We start from the raw sequence: 23,995 nt of genomic DNA, 5'->3' as shown, positions 1-23,995 counted from the left end.
CATTTTTCTACGGTAAGAAATAAATGTGCGGTCAACTCAGTGTAACCTCAGATACTCTATCCCGTCAGCTGGAGATTCGGTGTACAGCAGGCAATACAGTCCGCTGGTACAAGTGGAAGCGATCGCCGTAGCTGAGGATATGGAGACGTAAATTATGCACGGTTAACGGTTCATTAGCACCGACATGGGGTTCGTTGGTGTGGGTCAGCTCAGTGGGATCAACAATGGTGACACTGCCTTTGCCCATAACTTGTAGCCAACCATCACGTTCAAACACAGCACAAGTATCTTCGTCAATGCCAATACCTAAGCGATCGGGATGAGCTGAGATCGCACTAATCAGTCGCCCCATCCGATTACGGTTGTGAAAGTGTTGGTCAACGATGACTTCAGGAATAAATCCCAAACCCGTTGCCATATCAACTAGGGAACGATTGGGCGACTCTCCACTACCGCCGCCAGCAATCATGTGATGCCCCATTACTGCTGCTCCTGCACTGGTGCCTGCTAACGTCAGTTGCCCCGCCCTCACCCGCTGACGAATAATTTCCATTGCTGGCGTATCTGCCAATACGCCACAAAGACGCAGTTGGTCTCCTCCTGTCAAAAATACCCCACTACAGGCTTCTAAGGATGCTTTGATCTGGGAGGCTTCACACTGTTCCCGTTCGCGGATGTCTAAAATCTCTACCTTCTGAGCACCCATTTCTTCAAAAATGCGAATATACCGACCACCGATGATAGCGGGTTCGCGAGAGGCAGATGGAATAATTGTAATATAAGCCTTACTAGCACCGGCACGTCCAAAAAAAGTTCGTAGGATTTCGCGCCCATGAACTTTATCTTCAGCACCTCCGATAACCAGAACGGCAGTTTTAGTTGCTTGGGGTGTCCTCATTTCTAGCGATTTAGCTTGTAATTGCGGCATTGTGTTTCTCCTGTCAACAACTCTCAGGTGAATTTAACAAGGCTCAGTTGCCTGATGATCTTTGCGCTTTGCTTTTTTGAGAGGACACTTTTTGGAAGTTTGGAACTGGGTCAGCCACTCTCCAAATTCTCGCTTAACGCTCGCGTTGCCTCAGTCTAAACGTGTTCGTTCCCGTTTCTCAAAGCCAGCGCCTTGTTTTTCACCTGTCCACTTGCAGCAGGGCAAAATAGTCTTTATGGGGCTAGATTCCCACTCTAGGGTTGGGGACGAGCAGTTAAGACTACGCTTTTTTCTGAGGCTGGCTCGATGCATCCTGGAAGTTGTTAACTTGATATGATTATTAATTTAAATGTAGTTGTGACAACATTTAAACATAAATTAAGTAATTAGAAAAACTTTTGATCCCATCTAAAATCCAAGAGGTCTGGTAGTTTTAGATACTATTGATAAAGTTTAACTGGAGTTTGCCCCGACCTTGGCTTGCTGATGTTTGCTAGACATTCAAATTTAAGATTAGTGTCCTCGAATACGAATAACTGTGCGCTTTGATATAGTTACGCTTTTTCCTGACTGTTTTTACTCTGTTCTCAATTCTGGGCTGCTAGGTAAAGCTTTAGCCAAACAGATTGCCGAAGTGCATCTGATTAACCCACGAGACTTTACCACTGACAAGCACCGAAAGGTAGATGATGAACCTTATGGTGGCGGCGTAGGGATGCTAATGAAGCCGGAACCTATCTTTAGCGCTGTGGAGTCGCTGCCGATTCTACCCCGAAGAGAAATAATTTTGATGAGTCCACAGGGTCAAACAATTAATCAACCTCTTTTAAAAGAATTGGCGACAAATTATGACCAGCTAGTGGTTATTTGCGGGCATTACGAAGGAGTGGATGAGAGGGTGCTGCATTTGGTAACTCGTGAAGTATCTTTAGGCGATTTTATTCTCACTGGTGGGGAAATTCCAGCAATGGCTTTGATTAATGGCGTGGTGCGGCTAATACCAGGAACCGTGGCCAAAACGGAGTCCCTCACAGCAGAAAGTTTTGAGGAAGGGTTGTTGGACTATCCCCAATATACTCGTCCTGCCAATTTTCGCGGTTTGAAAGTGCCTGATGTTTTGCTCAGTGGGAATCACGCAGCGATCGCCCGATGGCGTTACGAACAACAAATTCAAAAAACTCGCGATCGCCGCCCCGATCTCCTGGAGAAATTGGAGCAGGGGGGGCAGAGGAGCAGAGGGGCAGAGGAGCAGGGGGAGAATAATAATTCCTAACTCCTGACAAATGACAAATGACAAATGACTAATGACAAATGACTAACATTCGTATTGGTAACGGCTACGATATCCATCGATTGGTGAGCGATCGCGCTTTGATTTTAGGTGGAATTCAAATTCCTCATGAACTGGGTTTATTGGGACACAGTGATGCTGATGTGTTAACACACGCAATTATGGATGCCATGCTTGGGGCATTATCTTTGGGAGATATTGGCCATTATTTTCCACCTAGCGATCCCCAATGGGCGGGAGCAGATAGTTTAGTACTATTAACTCAAGTAAATAAACTGATTCGGGATCAAGGCTGGCAGATCGGAAATATTGACTCGGTAGTAGTAGCAGAACGTCCAAAATTAAAGCCGCATATTCACAATATGCGCGACAAACTAGCGGCGGTTTTAGAATTACAACCAAATCAAATTGGTATCAAAGCTACCACCAATGAAAAATTAGGCCCCGTTGGACGCGAAGAAGGGATCTGTGCTTATGCTGTCGTCTTGTTAGTTGCTTCAGAGTAACTTTTGTTTTAGCCCCTGATAAAGATGTTCAAGACTGAATAGGATGGAAATAAATTTGAAATTATGAAATTTTTTAGCACAATATTTCTGGCAATTAAACATTTTTGGTTACCAATAATTTTGACTTCAGCAACAGCACTTACACTTACCTCCTGCAACCCTACTAACTTCAAAAGTTCAGCCGCTCAAGTGCCACAATTGGTAAGTGCCATTCTCAGTGATCCTAAAACTTTTAACTACCCTCTCAGTCAGGAATCTCCCAATGTTTTTCCTCTGATTTATGAAGGATTAACTACTGAAAATCCCATAACTGGCAAAATTGAGCCTGCTTTATCAGAATCTTGGGAGATTGCTGATGATAAATTGCGGTTTGTTTTTACCCTACGTCAGGGATTGAAATGGTCTGATGGGGAACCCTTAACAGCAGATGATGTAGTATTTACCTTCAACCAAATTTACCTGAACGAAGCGATTCCCGCAAATGCTAGAGATGTGCTACGAATTGGTGAAAGTCGAGCATTACCAAAGGTACGAAAAATCGATGCTCAACGGATTGAATTCACAACTCCAGAACCCTTTGCACCATTTTTAGGAACTTTAGGACTGCCAATTTTACCTGCCCATACCCTCGAACCATTTATCAAGACAAAAGACCAAGAGGGTAAGCCCATATTTTTGTCAAAGTGGGGCGTTGATACGCCTCCAGAGCAAATTATCGTTAACGGCCCTTACAAGCTAGAGCGTTACGACACGAGTCAGCGTGTAGTGTTCAGACGTAACCCTTACTATTGGCGCAAAGGCCCGAAAGGAGAACCCCAACCTTATATTGAACGGGTTGTCTGGCAAATTGTAGAATCAACAGATACATCTTTGCTGCAATTTCGTTCTGGCGGATTGGATACTGTGGGAGTCTCGCCAGATTATTTTTCTTTGCTAAAGGTGCAGGAAGAACAAGGGAATTTCAAAATTTTTAATGGTGGCCCAGCAACTGGTACGACGTTTATTTTATTCAATTTGAATAAAGGTATAAGGAATGGAAAACCCTTAGTTGATCCAGTTAAATCGCGTTGGTTCAATACTGTAGAATTTCGGCAGGCAGTAGCATACGCAATTGACCGACAAACGATGATTAATAATACTTTTCGTGGTTTGGGTCAACCACAAAATTCACCCATTTCTGTACAAAGCCCTTATTATCTGTCGCCTAAAGAAGGACTAAAAGTTTATGAATACAATATAGAAAAGGCGAAAGAACTGCTACTAAAAGCAGGATTCAAATATAACAACAACCAACTAATTGATGCTCAAGGAAACCGCGTCCGCTTCTCGTTGCTCACCAATGCTGGTAACAAAATCCGCGAAGCAATTGGATCGCAGATTAAACAAGACCTGAGTAAAATTGGTATTCAAGTTGATTTCACTCCTCTGGCATGGAATACTTACACAGATAAGCTATCCAATTCATTAGACTGGGAAGTTTCTATGCTGGGTCTGACTGGTGGTTTAGAACCAAATGATGGAGCTAATGTCTGGTCGCCTGAAGGTGGATTACACATGTTTAATCAGAAACCTCAAGCTGGACAAAAGCCAATTGAAGGTTGGGAAGTTTCTCCTTGGGAAGCAGAAATCGCTAAGTTATACATTCAAGGAGCAAGGGAATTAGATCCAGCAAAACGGAAAGAAATTTATGCTGAAACCCAAAGGATTACCCAAGAAAATTTACCGTTTATTTATCTAGTTAATCCCTTATCAATGTCAGCAGTGCGTAATCGCTTTGAAGGTATCCAATACTCTGCATTGGGTGGCGCATTCTGGAACATTCATGAAATCAAAATAACAAATTAGTCATTGGTCATTAGTCATTAGTCATTGGTCATTACTTGTAGATAAAAACAAATGACAAATGACAAAGGACAAAGGACAAAGGACAAAGGACAAAGGACAAAGGACAAATGACAAATGAAAAATGAAAAAACCTTGCGATCGCTCCTCGAAGCGGTTGCCAATGGTAAAGTTACCCCAGATACGGCATTAGACTCACTCAAAGACTTAACTTATGAATCCGTGGGTGAGTTTGCCAAAATTGACCACCATCGCCAGCTAAGAACTGGTTTCCCTGAAGTGATTTGGGGCCCTGGTAAGACACCCGATCAAATTGCTCAAATTATGGAGGTGATGCGCCTCCGTAACCCGGTGGTGATGGCAACTCGCATTGAACCAGCAGTTTATACAGTACTGCAATCAAAAGTTAGTGGTTCGCGATATTACGAATCGGCGCGAATTTGTGCGATCGCTCCTCCTACCATCGAACCACAATTCCAGGGTGAAATCGGCATTCTTTCTGCTGGTACTGCCGATTTACCCGTTGCTGAAGAAGCCGCCGTCACCGCTGAACTTTCTGGTTTTCAGGTAAAGCGCCTCTGGGATGTTGGCGTTGCTGGAATTCACCGTTTATTAAGTAACCGTCACCTGATTGAGTCAGCATCGGTGTTGATTGTCGTGGCGGGGATGGAAGGCGCTTTACCTAGCGTTGTCGCTGGTTTAGCGAGTTGTCCAGTAATTGCCGTACCCACCAGCATCGGTTATGGTGCAAGTTTTGGTGGTTTAGCGCCTTTATTGACAATGCTCAACTCTTGTGCAGCGGGAGTAGGCGTAGTAAATATCGATAATGGTTTTGGTGCAGCAGTGTTGGCGGGGCAAATTTTGCGGACTGCCGAGAAATTGCGGTTGGCATCGGCTGTATCTTGAGTTAAGACATTGAAGTTATATCCAACTATTTCAGTAAATATCAGTATTTAATGTAAAAAATAAACTGATACTGGAATTTGCCACCCTTAACTTCTTAAGCACCAAATATGAGCCACTACAGCGATTTGACATCTCAGTTACTTTGGCATTTGCCTGTAAATTGGACAGCCCTAGCACAAACAATTACAGATCCAGACCTGATGGGTCAGATTCAAAAATCTTGGAACCACTTTATACAAACAGGTCAAGTGTGGGCATTGTTGATTGGTTTAGTCATTGGCTATATGATTCGGAATCTAACTAGCTACGGTTAAATTTAAAAGTTAGGAGTTGAAAGTGAGGAGTGAGAAGTTAAGAGTTAGAAACTTATAACTCCTCACTCTTAACTCTTAACTTTCCCCCACTTTTTTCATAATTTATGACCAAAGAACAAACTTGGAGCCAGCGGTTTGAATCAGCGTTGCATCCAGCGATCGCTCGTTTTAATGCCAGTATAGGTTTTGATATTGAATTAATAGAATATGACCTGACTGGTTCTCAAGCTCATGCCAAAATGCTCGCTCATACGGGCATTATCTCCCCAGAAGAAGGAGAGCAACTGGTTGCCGGTTTAGAACAAATTCGTCAAGAGTACCGCCAGGGTAAATTTCAGCCCGGTGTCGATGCTGAAGATGTACATTTTGCGGTTGAACACCGATTGACAGAAATTGTCGGCGATGTGGGTAAAAAGGTGCATACGGCGCGATCGCGTAATGACCAAGTTGGCACTGATACCAGACTCTACCTCCGCGACCAAATCCAACAAATTAAAAGCGAATTGCGAGAATTCCAAGGTGTTTTACTGGATATAGCCGAAAAGCACGTTGAAACCTTGATTCCTGGCTATACTCACCTACAACGCGCCCAACCCGTGAGTTTAGCTCACCACCTCTTGGCATACTTTCAAATGGCGCAACGTGACTGGGAACGCTTAGGAGATGTTTCTCGCCGTGTGAATATCTCACCTTTGGGGTGCGGTGCTTTAGCGGGAACCACTTTCCCCATCGATCGCCACTACACAGCCAAACTATTGAATTTTGACGATATTTATGCAAACAGCCTCGATGGAGTGAGCGATCGCGATTTTGCGATCGAATTCTTGTGTGCTGCTAGCTTGATTATGGTTCACCTCAGCCGTCTTGCAGAAGAAGTCATTCTTTGGTCATCTGAGGAATTTCGCTTTGTCACCCTTAAAGATAGCTGTGCTACTGGTTCCAGTATCATGCCCCAAAAGAAAAACCCCGATGTCCCAGAATTGGTACGGGGGAAAACTGGGCGTGTATTCGGCCATCTGCAAGCAATGTTGGTGATTATGAAGGGGCTACCCCTGGCATATAACAAAGACTTACAAGAAGATAAAGAAGGTCTATTTGATAGCGTTAACACAGTCAAAGCTTCTCTAGAAGCGATGACGATTTTGCTCAGGGAAGGCTTGGAATTTCGTACCCAGCGGTTAGCCGAAGCTGTGGCGGAAGATTTTTCTAACGCTACCGATGTAGCAGATTATCTTGCAGCACGGGGCGTTCCTTTCCGGGAAGCCTACAACCTTGTGGGTAAGGTAGTAAAGACTAGTATTGCCGCAGGTAAACTCCTGAAAGATTTGAAATTGGAAGAGTGGCAACAACTACATCCGGCATTTGCAGCAGATATTTATGAGGCAATATCCCCTCGTCAAGTTGTTGCAGCCCGTAACAGTTACGGTGGTACTGGCTTTGCACAGGTAAGCAAAGCACTCATAGCTGCCCGCGCTCAAATGGATTAATAGGGGTAGTGGACAATGGAGAAGAAGAAAGGGAGCAGGGGGAAAATTCCTCTCCTCTGCACCCTTCCCCCTGCCCCTCTGCCTTTTGTTCCCCATTACCAAAAATAAAATAAATAAGGGCGTACAAATGTACGCCCTAAAAAATAAATAATCTAAATAAAAAGAATTTAAGCAAACAGCTTAGTCAGTGTCAGCTGCTGTTGCTGCGCCTTCTTCTTCTTCACTCTTGGGTGGTCTTTGTTGGAACCTTCTCTGCATTCTTCCTGTCGTAGTTCGTTTACGAAACTTTCTGGCATACGCCTGGTTACGTAGCGCCTTTTCTTTTTTCGGGTTACGGCGCTTGGCCATGTTCACCTCATTAATAAACAACAAAAAAGTAGCAACTAGGCATCACGTAGGCAATATCAGTTACCAATGTTATTGATATACTTGTAGCCTAGTGCAGCAATAAATACGCTTTAAACAGTGTACTAGTCTACCGCATTCAACCTTGTTATGTCAATAATAATTCTGAATTATCCCCAGTAGCTAAATGAAAAATACCTTTTCTTAGATCCAAATCTGTAAAATCAGTTGGAAATTAGCTAACTAGTTGTTGTTCTTGAAACAAACCAATCTTATCAAGAAACAATTCAGAATTTAGTATTCATAACTCAGGAATAATAGCTGGATTTAAGCAATAAGTATAATATTTAATTTTGTGTTTTTTATTTAAGTGCAAATTTTAAATCCCCAAATTCAAAATTTTGAATTCTGGATTCTGAATTCTGAATTCTGACTTATTATTCATATTATTTTGTGAATGTGTAGCGAAAAACTATCAGTGATAGCTAGTTTTCAGAAGGCTAATGCTAGCGATCAACTGAAAATTTTACTGATTCAAAAAATTTTATGTATACATAAATACAGTGCTTCTATTGAAACTTGATGTTAGAATTAATAATATTCTACGTAAATCGTGAGAATAAAATCTCAACCCACAAACATTTTTGTATAAAACAAAACTCAACAAAAATTTTATTAGTTGAGTCTATGTAAGTGGTAGAGAACTATAGAATACAATACATAAATTTTGAAGATTGAACGTTATTGCTTTTTTTCCGGCAGCTGTCCAGTCCACACGTAGCTTATGGCGTATTGGACAAACAGTATTGGGTATAATATTTCGTCATCCCATTACTGGCACTAGTATCATCCCAATTTTACCCGATGGTCGGATAGTACTGATCCGGCGGCGTGATGATGGTCTTTGGGCATTACCTGGAGGAATGGTGGATTGGGGAGAAGATATTCCCAACACAGTCCGCCGGGAATTGATCGAGGAAACCGGGCTAGAATTGGTGAAAATTAACCGTTTGGTAGGAGTTTACTCTGCACCAGACCGCGATCCCAGAATCCATTCAATTTGTATTGTGGTTGAAGCCGAAGTACATGGGACAATGGAAATTCAGGATACTTTAGAAGTCATGGAAATCCAAGCTTTCTCTCCCAGTTTCCTACCTTCAGGACAGATGTCTCACGACCATACTCGTCAGTTGCAAGACTACTTGAATGGCTTGACAACACTGGCATAACAATATATTTAGTCATTAGTAATTAGTCCTACCCTGTGGGAAACTGCTGGCGCATCTATATCATTTGCTGCCAAAGTTATGATCTAAGGAAATCTCTCTTCTCTACTAGAGGCTGCCCCAAAGAGAGGCTACGCGAATGGTTCACACTTCTCTGTTTGTAATTGTCCAAAACTAATTGTTAATAACAAATGACAAATGACAAATGACAAATGACTATTTATTATGATGCTAAAAGTTAACTACTAAATTAAAATGGATACACTATTCCGTAACTCGCGGAGAAAGCTCTCTCAAGGGCTATTATTCTGGCGTGAAGTCGGTGAAAAAACTCCTATAATTTTTTTACATGGTGCTTGGAATGAAAGCAGTCAATGGTTATCTGTGATGGAGTCTCTTGCACAAGATTTTCATTGTTTTGCACCTGATTTGTTAGGGTTTGGTGAATCAGAGAATCCAAATATCCACCATTCGATAGATTTACAAGTAGAGTGTTTAGCTGAGTTTTTGCAAGCTGTAAAGCTAGAAAAGGTGTATTTAGTAGGGCATTCTCTTGGGGGGTGGATTGCTGCTAGCTATGCTTTAAAGTATCCAGAAAAAGTTGACGGTGTGGTACTGATAGCACCAGAGGGTGTAGAGATAGCAGGACAAGAACAGTATTGCCGGAAGATGCGGCGATTATTGAATTATCCACCACTAGTAGTTAAATTATTGCGATCGCTAATTCCCTTAACTAAAGTTCTGGGTTGGCATGAAAAAATTACCCAGGATTTGCAATTACGTCAGGAATTGCTGCGTTACCCCATAGCTTGTCAGTTACTTTTCAAACGGCGGCAAGTAGAAATTGAGGCGGAATTACTGCAAAAGCAGCTTTACATGATAGATGCCCCAGTTTTTATTTTACAAGGTGGTCAAGATACACCAGATGCTTTAGCCAAGAGCCGGGTTTATGCTCAACTGATGCCAAAAGTCGAGTTGAAAATGATTGCCCATGCCGGAAATGACTTACCTGAATCTTGTGCTGGGGTTGCGGCGATCGAGATTCAAGAGTTTATTAAAGGGAATTGAGCATTTGGACTAAAGACTACGGCAAAGTACGTAACTTTATAAAGAATTGGTATTTAAATTATTTTTAACGAAGCAATGCAATAATCTATACTAAGCACAGAGCGGCTTTACACAGATTATTAAATTGGAATAACTTTTCTGATGAAATTAACTCAAAAGCTTTGTATCGCTACTACTGCTTGGGTAGTGATGAGCCTGGGTTTACTAAAGGCTACCCCAGTCTACGCAGTTACACTCAACTTTGATTGGACTGGTAATGCTGGGTATTCAGCTACAGGCTCGTTTTCCTATGATGAAACTCAAGGTTACACAAGCATAGACAATTCAAAACTTCAATCCATTGGAGTTTCTTTTTTCGACCCAAGTCAAAAATTGTTGAATAGTTTTGCTCCAATTCGTGATGGAAATATTGTTTATGATTTTTTAGACTTCAACTATGATACAGCTACGAAGTCATTGTTTGGATACTTTGATGTAGGTCAGGATAACGCGCAAAGTACGGATTATTATCTGTTCGGAACTGTTGGTTTAGGACTTAGTCTAAGAAATCCTAGTGAGGGAACAATAGATCAGAACAATGGATTAATTAATGTTACCTCTACAACCCCGGTTCCTGAACCATTAACAACGGGTGGCATAATTTTTACCGGTGGCATCGCCTGGCTGGTGAAGCATAGACAAGTTGCTGCTGAAAAAGCCAAAGCTTAATCCTCTTGGTTCACTCTGATGAAAATTTAATTTTTCGTTAACTGAAACATCAAAAATTCTTTAATTTGTCTAAGACTTATGAAAGTCACTGTCACCAGCTTTCATAAGTCTTAGTTTAAGGCGGCAGGATAGCGCAGCGGTAGCGAGTTTGCGTGTCTCGTAGAGAGCGTCGGCAGGAGGCTTTTATCAATGAAAGCAGGAGGCAGAGGGCAGGAAGAAAACTGTCCTCTGTTTCCTGCCGTGACCAGACGGGTCTTGGGTTTAAGACCCATTCCAAAATTATGCCTATAATAAATTCTCTTTTTTAAAGAAAGTCTATGTAGCAGCGATTATTTTTCTATAGAGAGAGTGATTAAGAAGTGATTAAAAGCTCTATTAAAGACTAGTAATTTGTGAAGAAAATTTACGGATATATTAGCTTAAATCACAATTTTTAATTGTGAAATTAGTAGCAATTAGACGGATGATAAAATCACGGCAAAAATTCAACAAGGATATTTTAGTGTGAAATATCATCTGACAAAATACTATAAGCTATTAGTTCTTTTTGTCTGTACGACATTGTTCGTCTTTTTCGGTCAGATAGTTATTGCTCAGAGTAACTATAATCTAGTTGCTCAAGGGAAGCAAAGAGTACAACTGATTGTGGGTGGCGATTTCATCGTAACGATGAACGAAGCACAACCCGTCATCCAAAATGGTGCGATCGCTATTAGGGACGGCAAAATTGTTGCGGTAGACACACAATACAAAATCATGGCATCTTACAGAGCCGACAGGACGCTGCCAGGCGACGGTCTAGTGCTGATGCCGGGTCTTGTTAACGGTCACTCTCACTCTGCAATGGTTCTGTTTCGCGGTCTTGCAGACGACTTAGCGTTGCAAGATTGGCTCCAAAATTACATCTTCCCAGCGGAAGGGAGGTTCGTTGATGAAAATTTTGTCCGCGTCGGCGAACAGCTTGCCTGTTGGGAGATGATACGCGGTGGCACAACAACGTTTGTTGATATGTACTTTAAGCCAGATGTCGCTGCTAAAGTCGTTAGTGAATGCGGTTTACGCGCGATTATTGCGCCCTCGTCAATAGATTTTCCCAGCCCTGGTTTCCAAGGATGGGATGATGCCTTTGCCTCATCGATAAATTTTCTGAAACGTTGGAAAGGCAAGAACGAACGTATAATGCCAGCGATCGCTCCACATGCTCCCTACACTGTCTCGCCAGAGCATCTCGTCCAGGCTATTCGCGCTGCGCGTCATTATGATGTTCCGCTGACAATTCACTTGGCAGAGACACAAGCTGAAGTTAAAGATGTCCAGCAACGCTATAACGCAACCCCAGTAAAACATCTAGATAATCTCGGCTTCCTGGAACCGCGTGTATTTGCCGCACACGTTGTCTGGCCTAACGCAAGTGAAATCGCCCTGTTGGCTAAACGCGGTGTTGGTGTTATCCACAATCCTGACTCGAATTTGAAACTGGCTTCTGGCTTTGCGCCGATTCCGGCGATGTTGAAAGCTGGAATTAAAGTTGGTTTAGGTACAGATGGAGCCGCCTCGAACAACGTTCTGGATATGTGGAAGGCAATGCGCCTCACCGCCCTTATCCATAAAGGAACTACCCTTGACCCCACTGCTGTACCGGCTAAAACAGTTTTGCGTATGGCAACACTTGGCGGTGCAGAAGCACTCGGCTTATCAGATAAAATTGGTGCGATTAAGGTGGGGCTTCAAGCAGACTTAATTCAAGTCCAGCTTAAAGAACCACACTTGCTCCCGCTTTATGATGTCATCTCGCATCTTGTTTATGCAGCAGATTCCCAAGATGTTGATACTGTGATTGTAAATGGGCAAGTTCTCATGGAAAAACGCAGGATGCTCACGGTTGATCCTGAGAGGATTCGCCGTGAAGCTAATTCCATTGCTCAAAGAATAAAAGCTCAATTCCGACCTTCTAATTGATCAATCTTAAGCTGCTCTAAGTTAAACTTAGAGCAGTTTTACTATTTCTCGCATTCCCAAAAAAATTAAATTTTGTTCCACAATTAAGCGTGCTGTAATTTCAGGATATAAGGCTTGCAAATATTTTAATAAAAAAGTGCGATCGCCACCTTTAATTGCAATTTTCCCATCAGGAAACAATTGCCACCACGCTTCAATAAAATCTTTGATTCCAGCTAATATTGTATAAATAACTCCACTTTGAATAGCCTCTATAGTATTAAGAGCAAAACGCGGTGGTAGATACGAAAAACTTTGATTTTCTACTAATGGTAATTGTCCTGTTTGTTGACCGAGAGTCGCAAACTGCAAACCTAATCCCGGCAAAATTGCACCTCCAACTAGACACTTATTAGCATCCGCAGCCGTAAAAGTCAGCGCTGTTCCTGCATCAATCACCAACATTGGAAAACCCCAAGTTTTTCCCGCACCCCACAAAGCTAAAGCGCGGTCAATTCCTAATGTGGGATAGATACCTTTGAGCGCTACTTGGTTTAAATTAATAACGCGAGTATTTGGGTAAGTTTGCCAAATAGCAGTTTGGCTAGGAACTACGGATGCGAGGAGAAGAGGGTAGGGGGGAGGTGTGTTTGTGAGAAAATCACCTTGCTGACTAGGTAGAAAAATTTTCTCTAGAAAATAATTTAGAGTTTGACATTCAGCCAGTTGTTGTATAACAGACTCAGGAAGATAGTCAGTATCCCAGGCGGAATAAAGTGTTTCGCCAATAAACAATGCCCAATGCAGTCGGGAATTACCAATTTCCAACGCTAGGCAAATTTCCTCTCTGTGTTCTCCGTGCTTCTGCGGTTTCACACTTTTAACTTTTTTAAGTCAACCATAAATTTTTTAATAAAAATTAACATTCAAGCCGTGTCACAATAAAAGAAGAGGAAGAAATACTCATTGTGTTAAGGAGGGGAGTTATGGTAGCGCTCACCGAAAAAACTGAAAAACGGCTCACCATACAGACTGTGGACATTGCTCAAGAGACGACGGCTATTCGCTCTTTGGATTGGGATCGCGATCGCTTCGATATTGAGTTTGGTCTGCAAAACGGTACTACTTATAACTCGTTTCTCATTCGTGGAGAGCAGACTGCCTTAGTTGATACCTCCCACGAAAAGTTTCGCCAACTATATTTTGATACTCTTACCGGACTAATCAACCCAACAGATATTGATTATTTAATTATCAGCCACACTGAGCCAGACCATAGCGGTTTAGTTAAAGATTTGCTGCAAATTGCTCCAGAAATTACCGTTGTCGGTTCTAAGGTGGCGATTCAGTTTCTAGAGGATTTGGTACATCAGCCATTCAAACGGCGGATTGTGAAAAATGGCGATCGCTTAGATTTGGGTAATGGTCATGAATTTGAATTCGTGATTGCCCCAAATTTACATTGGCCAGATACAATTTTCAGCTTCGACCACAAAACCAAAACTCTCTACACCTGCGATGCTTTTGGTTTGCACTATTGCTCAGATACTACTTTTGATGAAGACTTAGCAGCTATCGAAGAAGACTTTCATTACTACTACGATTGCTTGATGGGGCCAAATGCACGTTCAGTTCTCTCTGCCTTGAAGCGGATGGCAGAACTAAAAACCATCGATATGGTTGCTACAGGACATGGGCCATTATTATCTCACAACGTTGAGGAACTAATTGGACGTTACCGCACTTGGAGCCAAACCCAAGCCAAGCCAGAAACAGCAGTTGGAATATTTTACGTTTCCGAATACGGATATAGCGATCGCCTGGCCCAAGCAATTGCCAACGGTATCAGCAAAACCGGTGTCGCCGTGGAAATTGTCGATTTGGGATCTGAAGTCGATTTACAAGAACTGCGGGAATTAGTTAGCCGTTGTGCTGGATTAATCGTTGGTCTACCTCCGGCTTCTGGCGCTGCGAACATTCAATCTGCACTCAGCACAGTTTTAGGATCAGCTAAAGAAAAGCAAGCCATCGGTGTTTTTGAAGCAGGTGGTGGCGATGATGAGCCAATAGATCCTTTGCTGAGTAAATTCCGCAATTTGGGTTTGACAACTGTTTTTCCAGCGATTCGGATTAAACAAACGCCTACGGAAAATACTTACAAGCTGTGTGAAGAAGCGGGTACAGACTTAGCTCAATGGGTAACACGCGATCGCAGTATCAAAGCCATGAAATCCCTTAGTGCTGACTTAGATAAAGCACTAGGTAGAATCAGCGGCGGACTATATATTATTACTGCCAAAAAAGGCGATGTTTCCAGTGCGATGCTAGCCTCTTGGGTGAGTCAAGCTAGCTTTAAACCCTTGGGATTTTCCATTGCAGTCGCTAAAGATCGGGCAATTGAATCACTCATGCAAGTAGGCGATCGCTTTGTTCTCAACGTTTTAGAAGAAGGCAATTTCCAACCACTCATGAAGCACTTTTTAAAACGGTTCGCCCCTGGTGCAGATCGCTTTGAAGGTGTAAGAACCCAGCCAGCTGAAAATGGTGCGCCTATTCTCAACGATGCCCTCGCCTACATGGAGTGTGAAGTCATCAGTAGAATGGATTGTGGCGACCACTGGGCAGTATACAGCACAGTCTACGCCGGACGAGTTTCTAAACCAGAAGCTTTGACTGCTGTGCATCACCGTAAAGTCGGAAACCACTACTAAAAAGTTAGGAGTTAGGAGTTAGAAGTTAGGAGTTAGAAGTTAGAAGTTAAAAATTAATAGTTGTACGGACGAGTTTAACAAAAAATATCGTCTGCACAACGGAAGTTACAAGATTTAGATTAACGACTTTCTTCAACTCATAACTCATAACTCATAACTCATAACTCATAACTCATAACTCATAACTCATAACTCTTATTTTAGCCATGTCAAAAAATAAACCCCGTGATGTTCAAGTTTATCCAATAGCTACAGATACAAAAATACTGCGATCGCGCAGTTGGTCAAGGCTAAGATTTGAAATTGAATATGCTCTTGCTAAGGGTACAACTGCTAATTCTTATTTAATCGAAAGCGATAAAAACGCAATTATCGATCCTCCAGGGGAAACGTTTACACAAATTTATTTAGAAGCGTTACAGCAACGTTTCCATCTCGAAGACCTAGATTATGTAATTTTGGGACACGTAAATCCTAACCGTGCTGCAACATTAAAAGCTTTGTTAGAAATTGCCCCGCAAATCACCTTTGTGTGTTCTAATCCAGGGGCAATAAATTTACGTGCGGCGCTGGAAAATCCAGACTTGCAAATTCTCGTGATGCGGGGCGAAGAAACTCTAGATTTGGGTAATGGGCATAATTTACAATTTATTCCCATCCCCAATCCCCGCTATGCAGATCAACTCAGCACCTACGATCCACAAACAGAAATTCTATACACAGATAAGTTATTTGGGGCACACGTTTGTGGAGATCAGGTATTTGATGAAGGCTGGGAAGTATATAACGAGGATCGGCGCTATTATTTTGATTGCCTCATGGCTCCTCACGCCCGTCAAGTTGAAACAGCGCTGGATAAACTTGTCGATTTTCCTGTGCGAATGTATGCCAATGGACACGGGCCTTTGGTGCGCTATGGCTTAATCGAACTGACCAAAGCTTATCGAGAATGGAGTCAACAGCAAACTTCTGCTGACTTGACAGTAGCGTTAATTTATGCATCAGCTTATGGAAATACAGCAACCTTAGCCCAAGCGATCGCTCGTGGGATTACAAAAGCTGGCGTCGCTGTAGAATCCATTAACTGCGAATTTACTGAACCAGAAGAAATCCGGGCGGCTGTGGAAAAAGCAGGTGGTTTCATCATTGGTTCTCCTACCCTTGGTGGTCATGCACCCACACCCGTGCAAACAGCTTTAGGAATTGTGCTATCCACCGCCACTAATAATAAACTTGCTGGTGCTTTTGGTTCCTTTGGCTGGAGTGGGGAAGCAGTTGATTTAATTGAGGGTAAATTGAAAGATGCTGGCTATCGGTTTGGTTTTGACACCATCCGCGTGAAATTCAAGCCCGACGATGCCACCTTACAATTATGTGAAGAAGCTGGAACCGACTTTGCCCAAGCATTGAAGAAAGCTAGAAAAGTGCGATCGCCAAGTCAACCTGCGACAACTGTAGAACAAGCAGTTGGTCGGATTGTGGGTTCCCTTTGTGTTCTCACAGCCAAAGAAGGCGATCGCTCCAGTGCCATGTTAGCTTCTTGGGTATCTCAAGCCAGCTTTAATCCACCTGGTTTAACCATCGCTGTTGCCAAAGACCGGGCAGTAGAAACACTGACGCATACAGGAAATAAATTTGTCCTCAATATCCTTAAAGAAGGGAATCATTTGGGATTGATGAAGCACTTCCTCAAACCTTTTGGGCCAGGACAAGACCGATTTGCTGATGTAGCCGCCCAAGAAACAGAAAGCGGTTCTCCCATACTTACCGATGCCCTGGCATATCTCGAATGTTCTGTACAAAACCGGATGGAATCTGGCGACCACTGGCTAGTTTATGCGACTGTCGAGAGTGGCAAATTGTTAGATACTGATGGCGTTACAGCTGTGCATCATCGCAAGTCGGCAACTCATTATTAATTGGGAATGGGGAATGGGGCATGGGGCATTGGGTATTGGTTATTAATTCTTCTCCCTCACTCTCTAATCCCCACTCTTCTTTAAAGAACTCAACTCTGGCGTTTTTATCTCGACACTTCGAGTTCCGAACTCGGTGTTTCGTGTTCTGATGTAAAAAGTTGAAGCTTGGAGAGCGATCGCGTATCATCTTGTTTTTACGAATCGTCTAATAATTAGCTTATCTGGAGAGACGTGATCGCCTAGTTCAAGAATTTATTTGTGACTGTATCTTTTAAAGTGTTGTGAGTGAAAACAGAATACAGCCTTTTAGATTTGCTCATAAGCAGACAAAAAATCCTCTCTTGAGATACCTGCTTGAGTACAGATTGATCTCAACGTCGAACCTTTAATTTGAGAGTGGTTAGGCATAGTCAGTGGAGTTTTTGTTCCATCTTCGTTTTCTCGCTCCATAACAATATGCTCCCGCTCCCTAATAATAGTAAATCCCAGAAATTCTAATGTCTTAATTACTTTAGTTTTAGGTGCGTCTACTGGAAACTTAACCATTAAATAGGAACCTCAGCTTCCGCCACAAAAGCTTCTAGCACTGGTGATTCCTCTTCTAAAACCTCTTGACCAAATGTCTCTATATGGCAGTGGATAGCAGATTTAACATCAGCTAGTGCTTCTTCATAGCTATCACCTTCGCCAACTACAACCCCCTTGATACCCAAGGGATATGCTACATAACCGTCATTATGTTTTTCAACAATAATTTTGATTGCTCTCATTGGTTTTCTTTGTAGTCCTATTTCATTGAACTTGCATATTCTATGCTCTCTTGTGATTTTATCAACTCTGCATAGTTAATAGGATATGATCTGGTCATGGAGTTCGAGTGGGATAAATCAAAAGCAGCCGCAAATTTGAAAAAGCACGGTGTCAGCTTTGAAGAAGCCAAAACTGTCTTTAGCAATTCTTTGGCAGTCATATTTGATGATAAAGCGCACTCTATAGATGAGCGGCGAGAAATCATTATTGGTCACTCTCAACAAAATCTCTTGCTGTTGATTTCTTTCACTGAACGTTCCAATGCCATCCGTATCAAGTGCCCGTCTAGCTACTCGAAAGGAACGTGAAGATTATGAACGAAACACCTTTTGAAAAATCAAAAAATTCTGACGACGAGCTTCAAGCTGAGTATCGCTTCGATTATCAAAAGGCAAAGCCCAATCGCTTTGCCGCCCGTAGTGGAACGCAACAATTAACAGTTGTAGTCTTAGATGAAGATGTGGCTCAGGTTTTCACGACACCAGAATCGGTTAACAAAGTGTTAAGGGCGTTAATTGAGTCAATGCCACAAGCAGCAAACGGTGAGACAGCATAATAATTTCGTTGCATCGGGCGATGGTTCGGAAGCGGCGCATCTGTTTGATGTAGTTATTCACAAAAAACATGATATGACCAACTAACGCATCGCTATATATAGTGTGTGGCTATTTGCTAAAGCTGTAAATTTGCTGCGTCTCCAAGCGATCGCTAATCGATGAAGGCAGTGTACCATCGGTGAATATCTGCCGATCTAGTTGGACTTGTAAATTACTCAAAGGATCGCAACCAGAAGAAATCAGAAATTCTAATTTCTGGATGTATGGCAAAGTTGCTAGGTTGTCCAAAATTTGGAAGATTGCCTGTATATAAGGATGACCACTTTGTTGATACCAATCAGAGCTAGCAACTTTTGCCTGATCAAAACCCAAGTGTACTGTTAGAGATGGCTCGTCAAATATAGCGATCGCTAATGGACGCGCTTCTTCCTGCAACAATAAATCATTACTTTTCGCTAAATGTCGCAGTTTCTCTAAGCGTTCATAACGTTCTGTCACAGCTTCCGGGTCATCTTGCCAGTGAATTGCTACTGTCACCAGATAAGTCTGTAACAGCATGTGACCCAGCTTTTTCGCCTTTGTCGCCAGATAATAGGAATTGTAGTCGTTTGCCTCAATCAACAACGGCAAGCGGTCAACTACTTCCAACCCATAGCCCTTGACTCCGGCAATTTTGCGGGGATTATTGGTAATCAGGCGAATCTTTTTGATGCCCAAGTCCATGAGCATTTGTGCCCCCATCCCATAGTCTCGCAAGTCCGCAGGAAATCCTAAGCGCTCATTTGCTTCTACTGTATCCAGCCCCATATCCTGCAACGAGTAGGCTTTCAACTTGTTAATCAAGCCGATCCCCCGTCCTTCTTGACGCAGGTATACAACTACACCTTGACCAGCAGTCTCAATCATTTTCAATGCAGCTTGTAACTGCATCCGACAGTCACAACGCAAAGAACCCAAAGCATCACCTGTTAAGCATTCTGAGTGCATCCGCACCATCACAGGCTCATCTTTGAAGTTAGCTGGATCACCCTTGACAATTGCAACGTGTTCTGTATTGTCTAAGGTGTGGCGGTAGGCGTAAATTTCAAACTGACCGAATTGGCTAGGCAGCTTAGTAACAACTTCCCGATATACTAAGCGATCGTGCTGTAGGCGATAACTGATTAAATCCGCAATACTAATAATTTTTAAATTGTGACGTTTAGCATATTCAACTAACTGCTGCAACCGCGCCATTGAACCATCAGGGTTTTGAATTTCACAAATTACCCCTGCTGGGTACAGCCCTGCTAGTCGAGATAAGTCCACAGCCGCTTCTGTATGGCCTGCGCGTTTGAGTACGCCTCCAGCCTTAGCCCGAATGGGAAAAATATGTCCAGGACGACGTAAATCAGTAGGTTTTGTGGCTGGGTTGAGAGTAACCTGGATAGTGCGGGCGCGGTCTTCTGCTGAAATTCCTGTGGTAACACCCAATTCTGGCCCCGCATCAATACTGACAGTGAAGGCAGTTTGGTTAGTATCTGTAATGTTGCTTACCATCAAAGGTAAGTCTAACTCGTCTAGGCGATCGCCTGTCATTGCCAAACAAATCAGTCCTCTCGCTTCCACCGCCATGAAATTAATCGTGTCGGGTGTAGCAAATTGGGCAGCACAAATCAAATCGCCTTCATTTTCTCTATTTTCATCATCTACCACTACAATTACACGACCAGCTTTTAGGTCTGCTAAAGCGGCATCAATCGAATCAAATTTAAAAACTTGTGTAGTATTAGGCTGTGACACAGAAAGATTTCCAGCTACCAACGTAAATTTTTTTAACAATTTCTTCTTTTAGATTGTAGCTCCTTTATAAGGCAGAGAAGTAGACTAGCAATGATTTGATAACCTAGCAACAAATTTTGCCATTAAAGAAAGTAGGGATATAGTGCAGCGAATGAAGAGGATGAGGAGAAAGAAGAATTTACTTTTTTTGCTCCCCCATCTCCCCCATCTCCAGCTTTGGGGCGTTTTGTACGCTGTGCGTCTAGTGGCTGATATTGTTGATAGCTGAGAACGAATTAACTATTCATGGGATAAGGATTTCAGATCATGGGCAAATTTAGACGCGTACCCGTTGGGATTGTTGGCGCGTCGGGCTATGGCGGAGTACAGTTAGTACGACTACTGATGGATCATCCAGAAGTCGAACTGGTTTATTTAGGAGGTGAGAGCAGTATCGGAAAATCCTTTGGGGATCTTTACCCGCATCTGGCTCATGCAACTAACCTGCTAATAGAGGCGGTAGAACCAGAAATAATTGCTCATCGCTGTGAAGTAGTTTTCCTGTCTTTACCAAATGGTCTGGCTTGCCAAATCGCGCCCAAACTGTTGGAAAAAGGATGTAAAGTATTAGATTTGAGTGCAGACTATCGGTTTAGTGATTTGACAACTTATACAAATTGGTATGGTATCGAGAGAAGCGATCGCACAATTGCAGCTACAGCAGTTTATGGATTACCAGAACTTTATCGCGATCGCATTGCCGAAGCTGAACTTATTGGCTGTCCTGGTTCCTATCCCACCGCTAGTCTCCTTGCACTTTCGCCACTCTTAAAGCAAGGCTTAATCAGACCAGAAACAGCCATTATTGATGCCAAGTCTGGCACATCTAGTAGTGGACGGCAAGCTCAAACCAACTTATTACTAGCTGAAGCAGACAACTCCATAACAGCTTTCAATGTTGGTCGTCACCGTCATACCCCAGAAATTGAGCAAATTTGTAGTGACTTAGCTGGTCACGAACTCATGATCCAATTTACACCGCACCTGATCCCAATGGTGCGCGGTATTTTGGCAACAGTATATGCCACAATGAGCGATCCCGGTCTAGTGCGAGATGACTTAATCACAATTTTCTCAGCCTTCTACCGCAACTCTCCTTGGGTAAAAGTCTGCGGTAGTGGCGTTTATCCCCAAACCAAATGGGCTAACGGCAGCAATCTTTGTTATATCGGTGTAGAAGTTGACCCGCGCACAGGTCGCGTGATTGTCATGTCAGCAATTGACAATCTAATTAAAGGACAAGCGGGACAAGCGATTCAGTGTCTAAACCTAATGATGGGCTGGGATGAAACCTTGGGGTTACCCAAGTTGGGGTTTTATCCTTAATTAGGGGACAGGGTACAGGGTACAGGGGACAGAAAATACCTATTCCCTATTCCCTATTCCCTATTCCCCATTCCCTACTTAGGCCCTAACCCCACAGCACCAGCATAAACGGCGCGATCGCCTAGTTCATCTTCAATTCGCAGCAAGCGATTATATTTTGCTACGCGTTCGCTGCGACAGAGGGAACCTGTTTTGATTTGACCGGCACGAGTTGCTACAGCTAAATCAGCGATCGTTGTGTCTTCAGTTTCACCAGAACGATGGCTAATTACTGAACGGATACTATTGCGAGTTGCCAAATCAATCGTTTCCAAGGTTTCGGTAAGAGAACCGATTTGATTGAGTTTAATCAAAATGGCATTAGCGGCTTTTTCTTGGATGCCTCTTTGCAAACGAGTAGCGTTGGTAACAAACAAATCATCCCCTACCAATTGCACCCGCGAACCTAACTTCTGGGTCAGCAATTGCCAACTTTGCCAATCTTCTTCGTGCAAGCCATCCTCAATTGACACAATAGGGTATTGGTCAACAAGTTGTCCTAAATAATCAATAAACTCAGCCGGAGCGTGAGGTTTACCATCGTAAACATACTGACCATTTTTGTAAAATTCGCTAGCTGCAACATCCAAAGCTAAAGCTACTTGTTCACCTGGCTTGTAACCAGCTTTCTTAATGGCAGCAACCAGCAATTCCAAAGCTACCTGATTAGATTCTAGGTTAGGAGCAAAGCCGCCTTCATCGCCCACACCAGTAAGCAAACCCTTCTCGTCTAATACCTGGCTAAGGGTAGCAAACACCTCTGCACCCCAGCGCAACGCTTCCCGAAAAGAAGTTGCGCCAATTGGGACAATCATAAACTCTTGAAAGTCCACGTTATTTGATGCGTGTGCGCCACCGTTAATCACGTTCATCAACGGTACTGGGAGCAAATTCGCTAAAGGGCCACCCAAATAGCGATATAGAGGAATATCTAAAGATTCAGCACCAGCTTTGGCTGCTGCTAAGGAAACCCCCAAAATCGCATTCGCGCCCAAATTGGATTTGTTAGGAGAACCATCTATGGCGATCATCGTGCGGTCTAGGAGTTCTTGGTTGAGGGCATCCAAGCCGAGTAATTTTGGTGCAAGTGCTTCTTTGACATTTTGTACTGCCTTGAGTACGCCTTTGCCCCCATAACGGCTTTTATCGCCATCACGCAGTTCATGGGCCTCAAAAGTGCCAGTAGAAGCACCACTGGGAACTTGCGCTAGTCCGACAACACCATTGGCTAAATGCACTTCGGCTTCAATTGTTGGTCTACCGCGAGAATCAAGAATTTCACGGGCTGCGATCGCCTCAATGGCAGTATCTAAAAATTTACTCATCTGTACTTTATCCTTTATTCGAGTGTGTTACGCATCCAGTCCAGTTGCCTAACCCAATCGCTAGCATAGGCGTTTAAGAGACTTTATTGGCTGAGATTAAAGAAGATTTCCATTGTATGGATAGGGAGCAACACCAAAAATGGGTAAAGGAATGTTTATGAAGAAGGGGAAGGGGGAAAGGGGAAGGGGAAAAGGTAAAAACCTCGCCCGCAAGTGGCGCGACCTGTTCATCCCTTTCCCCTTTTCCCTTTAACCTTTTCCCCTCTTGTTTATTTGGTTCTTTCCCTGATGGCATTTTTACCTGAAAACTTTCAGCTAGGTAAAATGTTGGCAGAGAATAACACTAAATCAATTACAGAGAAAAGGTCAATATGCGATTACTACACACAATGCTGCGAGTGGGCAACCTTGAAGAATCCTTAAAGTTCTACTGTGAAGTTCTAGGAATGAAATTACTACGTCGAAAAGATTATTCAGGGGGAGAATTTACCCTGGCTTTTGTGGGCTACGGCGATGAAAGCGACAACTCGGTGATTGAACTAACCTACAACTGGGGCGTGGAAAAGTACGAATTGGGTAATGCTTATGGTCACATCGCCCTTGGCGTAGATGATATTTACACTACGTGTGAAGAAATTCGCAATCAAGGTGGTAAGGTTGTACGCGAACCAGGGCCAATGAAACATGGTTCGACAGTAATTGCGTTTGTAGAAGATCCAGATGGGTATAAACTAGAACTGATTCAACTAGGAACTCAAGGGTCAGCAGTCAAACAGGAATCGCAAGAGCAACTAGTGAGTCAGTAATTCGGATTTAGATCCCCGACTTATTGAATAAATCGGGGATCTGGGCAGCAAGTTTTGCTTAAGATATATCTTGAAAAGTTTAACTAGACGCGGGGAGATTGACTTTTGCCGCACATTGACAT

Annotated in this window: 23 protein-coding genes; 16 read left to right on the top strand and 7 right to left on the bottom strand. The window is 43.0% G+C overall.

The genetic code is table 11. The annotated features are described in order from the left end of the window. Positions 1-64 precede the first annotated feature (64 nt). Positions 65-928 (bottom strand): cyanophycinase, encoded by an 864-nt coding sequence (locus ACWATR_RS16475; protein ID WP_069072616.1) that lies wholly within the window; start codon positions 926-928, stop codon positions 65-67. A gap of 538 nt (positions 929-1,466) precedes the next feature. Here ACWATR_RS16475 and trmD point away from each other — a divergent pair. From trmD to argH, 6 genes are all read left to right on the top strand, one after another. Next, positions 1,467-2,201, top strand: coding sequence for a tRNA (guanosine(37)-N1)-methyltransferase TrmD (gene trmD / locus ACWATR_RS16470; RefSeq protein ID WP_460334434.1), 735 nt, complete (start codon positions 1,467-1,469; stop codon positions 2,199-2,201). Positions 2,202-2,239: 38 nt separating this feature from the next. Beyond that, positions 2,240-2,725: a 2-C-methyl-D-erythritol 2,4-cyclodiphosphate synthase gene (gene ispF, locus ACWATR_RS16465; protein ID WP_460334431.1), complete on the top strand. Its 486-nt coding sequence runs from the start codon at positions 2,240-2,242 to the stop codon at positions 2,723-2,725. Positions 2,726-2,788: 63 nt separating this feature from the next. Then, positions 2,789-4,570, top strand: coding sequence for an ABC transporter substrate-binding protein (locus ACWATR_RS16460; RefSeq protein ID WP_460334428.1), 1,782 nt, complete (start codon positions 2,789-2,791; stop codon positions 4,568-4,570). A gap of 114 nt (positions 4,571-4,684) precedes the next feature. Beyond that, positions 4,685-5,473: a nickel pincer cofactor biosynthesis protein LarB gene (gene larB / locus ACWATR_RS16455; RefSeq protein ID WP_460334425.1), complete on the top strand. Its 789-nt coding sequence runs from the start codon at positions 4,685-4,687 to the stop codon at positions 5,471-5,473. A 107-nt stretch (positions 5,474-5,580) separates the two neighbouring features. Continuing rightward, positions 5,581-5,787 carry a hypothetical protein gene (locus ACWATR_RS16450; protein ID WP_069072611.1) on the top strand — a complete coding sequence of 69 codons (207 nt, stop codon included), beginning with the start codon at positions 5,581-5,583 and terminating at the stop codon, positions 5,785-5,787. 104 nt (positions 5,788-5,891) lie between these two features. Then, positions 5,892-7,274 (top strand): argininosuccinate lyase, encoded by a 1,383-nt coding sequence (gene argH / locus ACWATR_RS16445; RefSeq protein ID WP_460334422.1) that lies wholly within the window; start codon positions 5,892-5,894, stop codon positions 7,272-7,274. A 180-nt stretch (positions 7,275-7,454) separates the two neighbouring features. Here argH and ACWATR_RS16440 read toward each other — a convergent pair whose 3' ends face one another. Next, complete coding sequence (locus tag ACWATR_RS16440) at positions 7,455-7,622, bottom strand: hypothetical protein (RefSeq protein WP_012412073.1); 168 nt, start codon at positions 7,620-7,622, stop codon at positions 7,455-7,457. A gap of 731 nt (positions 7,623-8,353) precedes the next feature. On the opposite strand from ACWATR_RS16440, the gene ACWATR_RS16435 reads away from it, so the two are divergent. From ACWATR_RS16435 to ACWATR_RS16420, 4 genes are all read left to right on the top strand, one after another. Continuing rightward, a complete protein-coding gene (locus ACWATR_RS16435; RefSeq protein ID WP_181927776.1) occupies positions 8,354-8,848 on the top strand; it encodes an NUDIX hydrolase in 495 nt (164 codons plus the stop codon). Positions 8,849-9,100: 252 nt separating this feature from the next. After that, positions 9,101-9,913 carry an alpha/beta fold hydrolase gene (locus ACWATR_RS16430; RefSeq protein ID WP_460334418.1) on the top strand — a complete coding sequence of 271 codons (813 nt, stop codon included), beginning with the start codon at positions 9,101-9,103 and terminating at the stop codon, positions 9,911-9,913. Positions 9,914-10,054: 141 nt separating this feature from the next. After that, a complete protein-coding gene (locus ACWATR_RS16425) occupies positions 10,055-10,621 on the top strand; it encodes a PEP-CTERM sorting domain-containing protein (RefSeq protein ID WP_460334415.1) in 567 nt (188 codons plus the stop codon). Between the two features lie 504 nt (positions 10,622-11,125). After that, positions 11,126-12,580, top strand: coding sequence for an amidohydrolase (locus ACWATR_RS16420; RefSeq protein WP_460334412.1), 1,455 nt, complete (start codon positions 11,126-11,128; stop codon positions 12,578-12,580). A gap of 27 nt (positions 12,581-12,607) precedes the next feature. On the opposite strand, the gene ACWATR_RS16415 is transcribed toward ACWATR_RS16420, so the two are convergent. Beyond that, positions 12,608-13,435: a pantothenate kinase gene (locus ACWATR_RS16415; RefSeq protein ID WP_460334409.1), complete on the bottom strand. Its 828-nt coding sequence runs from the start codon at positions 13,433-13,435 to the stop codon at positions 12,608-12,610. A 110-nt stretch (positions 13,436-13,545) separates the two neighbouring features. On the opposite strand from ACWATR_RS16415, the gene ACWATR_RS16410 reads away from it, so the two are divergent. Further along, positions 13,546-15,270: a diflavin flavoprotein gene (locus ACWATR_RS16410; RefSeq protein ID WP_460334406.1), complete on the top strand. Its 1,725-nt coding sequence runs from the start codon at positions 13,546-13,548 to the stop codon at positions 15,268-15,270. Between the two features lie 206 nt (positions 15,271-15,476). Further along, positions 15,477-17,189 carry a diflavin flavoprotein gene (locus tag ACWATR_RS16405; RefSeq protein ID WP_460334403.1) on the top strand — a complete coding sequence of 571 codons (1,713 nt, stop codon included), beginning with the start codon at positions 15,477-15,479 and terminating at the stop codon, positions 17,187-17,189. A 306-nt stretch (positions 17,190-17,495) separates the two neighbouring features. On the opposite strand, the gene ACWATR_RS16400 is transcribed toward ACWATR_RS16405, so the two are convergent. Together ACWATR_RS16400 and ACWATR_RS16395 are read right to left on the bottom strand one after the other, a co-directional pair. Then, a complete protein-coding gene (locus ACWATR_RS16400; protein WP_460334400.1) occupies positions 17,496-17,735 on the bottom strand; it encodes a type II toxin-antitoxin system HicA family toxin in 240 nt (79 codons plus the stop codon). Beyond that, the gene (locus ACWATR_RS16395) at positions 17,735-17,959 is read right to left on the bottom strand and encodes a type II toxin-antitoxin system HicB family antitoxin (protein WP_460334397.1); all 225 of its coding nucleotides are present in this window, start codon (positions 17,957-17,959) and stop codon (positions 17,735-17,737) included. Before ACWATR_RS16395 ends, ACWATR_RS16400 begins: the two co-directional genes overlap by 1 nt. 96 nt (positions 17,960-18,055) lie before the next feature. On the opposite strand from ACWATR_RS16395, the gene ACWATR_RS16390 reads away from it, so the two are divergent. Together ACWATR_RS16390 and ACWATR_RS16385 are read left to right on the top strand one after the other, a co-directional pair. Beyond that, on the top strand, positions 18,056-18,307 hold the full coding sequence (locus ACWATR_RS16390; RefSeq protein WP_460334393.1) for a BrnT family toxin: 252 nt from the start codon (positions 18,056-18,058) through the stop codon (positions 18,305-18,307). Positions 18,308-18,312: 5 nt separating this feature from the next. After that, positions 18,313-18,555, top strand: coding sequence for a hypothetical protein (locus ACWATR_RS16385; RefSeq protein WP_460334390.1), 243 nt, complete (start codon positions 18,313-18,315; stop codon positions 18,553-18,555). A 109-nt stretch (positions 18,556-18,664) separates the two neighbouring features. Here ACWATR_RS16385 and ribBA read toward each other — a convergent pair whose 3' ends face one another. Beyond that, positions 18,665-20,338: a bifunctional 3,4-dihydroxy-2-butanone-4-phosphate synthase/GTP cyclohydrolase II gene (gene ribBA, locus ACWATR_RS16380; RefSeq protein ID WP_460334387.1), complete on the bottom strand. Its 1,674-nt coding sequence runs from the start codon at positions 20,336-20,338 to the stop codon at positions 18,665-18,667. 306 nt (positions 20,339-20,644) lie between these two features. Here ribBA and argC point away from each other — a divergent pair, with 306 nt between their 5' ends. Continuing rightward, a complete protein-coding gene (gene argC / locus ACWATR_RS16375) occupies positions 20,645-21,703 on the top strand; it encodes an N-acetyl-gamma-glutamyl-phosphate reductase (protein ID WP_420758155.1) in 1,059 nt (352 codons plus the stop codon). A gap of 74 nt (positions 21,704-21,777) precedes the next feature. Here argC and eno read toward each other — a convergent pair whose 3' ends face one another. Continuing rightward, positions 21,778-23,067 (bottom strand): phosphopyruvate hydratase, encoded by a 1,290-nt coding sequence (gene eno / locus ACWATR_RS16370; protein ID WP_289796787.1) that lies wholly within the window; start codon positions 23,065-23,067, stop codon positions 21,778-21,780. Between the two features lie 371 nt (positions 23,068-23,438). Here eno and gloA point away from each other — a divergent pair, with 371 nt between their 5' ends. Further along, positions 23,439-23,873, top strand: coding sequence for a lactoylglutathione lyase (gloA, locus tag ACWATR_RS16365; RefSeq protein ID WP_460334383.1), 435 nt, complete (start codon positions 23,439-23,441; stop codon positions 23,871-23,873). Positions 23,874-23,995 lie beyond the last annotated feature (122 nt).

The organism is Nostoc sp. UIC 10890 (assembly GCF_054786515.1).
This window is presented reverse-complemented; position numbering and strand designations above follow the sequence as displayed.

Excerpts from the sequence above, each read along its gene's own strand:
- ACWATR_RS16475 (WP_069072616.1), bottom strand. The coding sequence starts at position 928 with ATGCCGCAATTACAAGCTAAATCGCTAGAAATGAGGACACCCCAAGCA.
- ispF (WP_460334431.1), top strand. The coding sequence starts at position 2,240 with ATGACTAACATTCGTATTGGTAACGGCTACGATATCCATCGATTGGTG.
- ACWATR_RS16460 (WP_460334428.1), top strand. The coding sequence starts at position 2,789 with ATGAAATTTTTTAGCACAATATTTCTGGCAATTAAACATTTTTGGTTA.
- larB (WP_460334425.1), top strand. The coding sequence starts at position 4,685 with ATGAAAAATGAAAAAACCTTGCGATCGCTCCTCGAAGCGGTTGCCAAT.
- ACWATR_RS16450 (WP_069072611.1), top strand. The coding sequence starts at position 5,581 with ATGAGCCACTACAGCGATTTGACATCTCAGTTACTTTGGCATTTGCCT.
- argH (WP_460334422.1), top strand. The coding sequence starts at position 5,892 with ATGACCAAAGAACAAACTTGGAGCCAGCGGTTTGAATCAGCGTTGCAT.
- ACWATR_RS16440 (WP_012412073.1), bottom strand. The coding sequence starts at position 7,622 with ATGGCCAAGCGCCGTAACCCGAAAAAAGAAAAGGCGCTACGTAACCAG.
- ACWATR_RS16430 (WP_460334418.1), top strand. The coding sequence starts at position 9,101 with ATGGATACACTATTCCGTAACTCGCGGAGAAAGCTCTCTCAAGGGCTA.
- ACWATR_RS16425 (WP_460334415.1), top strand. The coding sequence starts at position 10,055 with ATGAAATTAACTCAAAAGCTTTGTATCGCTACTACTGCTTGGGTAGTG.
- ACWATR_RS16410 (WP_460334406.1), top strand. The coding sequence starts at position 13,546 with ATGGTAGCGCTCACCGAAAAAACTGAAAAACGGCTCACCATACAGACT.
- ACWATR_RS16405 (WP_460334403.1), top strand. The coding sequence starts at position 15,477 with ATGTCAAAAAATAAACCCCGTGATGTTCAAGTTTATCCAATAGCTACA.
- ACWATR_RS16400 (WP_460334400.1), bottom strand. The coding sequence starts at position 17,735 with ATGGTTAAGTTTCCAGTAGACGCACCTAAAACTAAAGTAATTAAGACA.
- ACWATR_RS16395 (WP_460334397.1), bottom strand. The coding sequence starts at position 17,959 with ATGAGAGCAATCAAAATTATTGTTGAAAAACATAATGACGGTTATGTA.
- ACWATR_RS16390 (WP_460334393.1), top strand. The coding sequence starts at position 18,056 with ATGGAGTTCGAGTGGGATAAATCAAAAGCAGCCGCAAATTTGAAAAAG.
- ACWATR_RS16385 (WP_460334390.1), top strand. The coding sequence starts at position 18,313 with ATGAACGAAACACCTTTTGAAAAATCAAAAAATTCTGACGACGAGCTT.
- argC (WP_420758155.1), top strand. The coding sequence starts at position 20,645 with ATGGGCAAATTTAGACGCGTACCCGTTGGGATTGTTGGCGCGTCGGGC.
- eno (WP_289796787.1), bottom strand. The coding sequence starts at position 23,067 with ATGAGTAAATTTTTAGATACTGCCATTGAGGCGATCGCAGCCCGTGAA.
- gloA (WP_460334383.1), top strand. The coding sequence starts at position 23,439 with ATGCGATTACTACACACAATGCTGCGAGTGGGCAACCTTGAAGAATCC.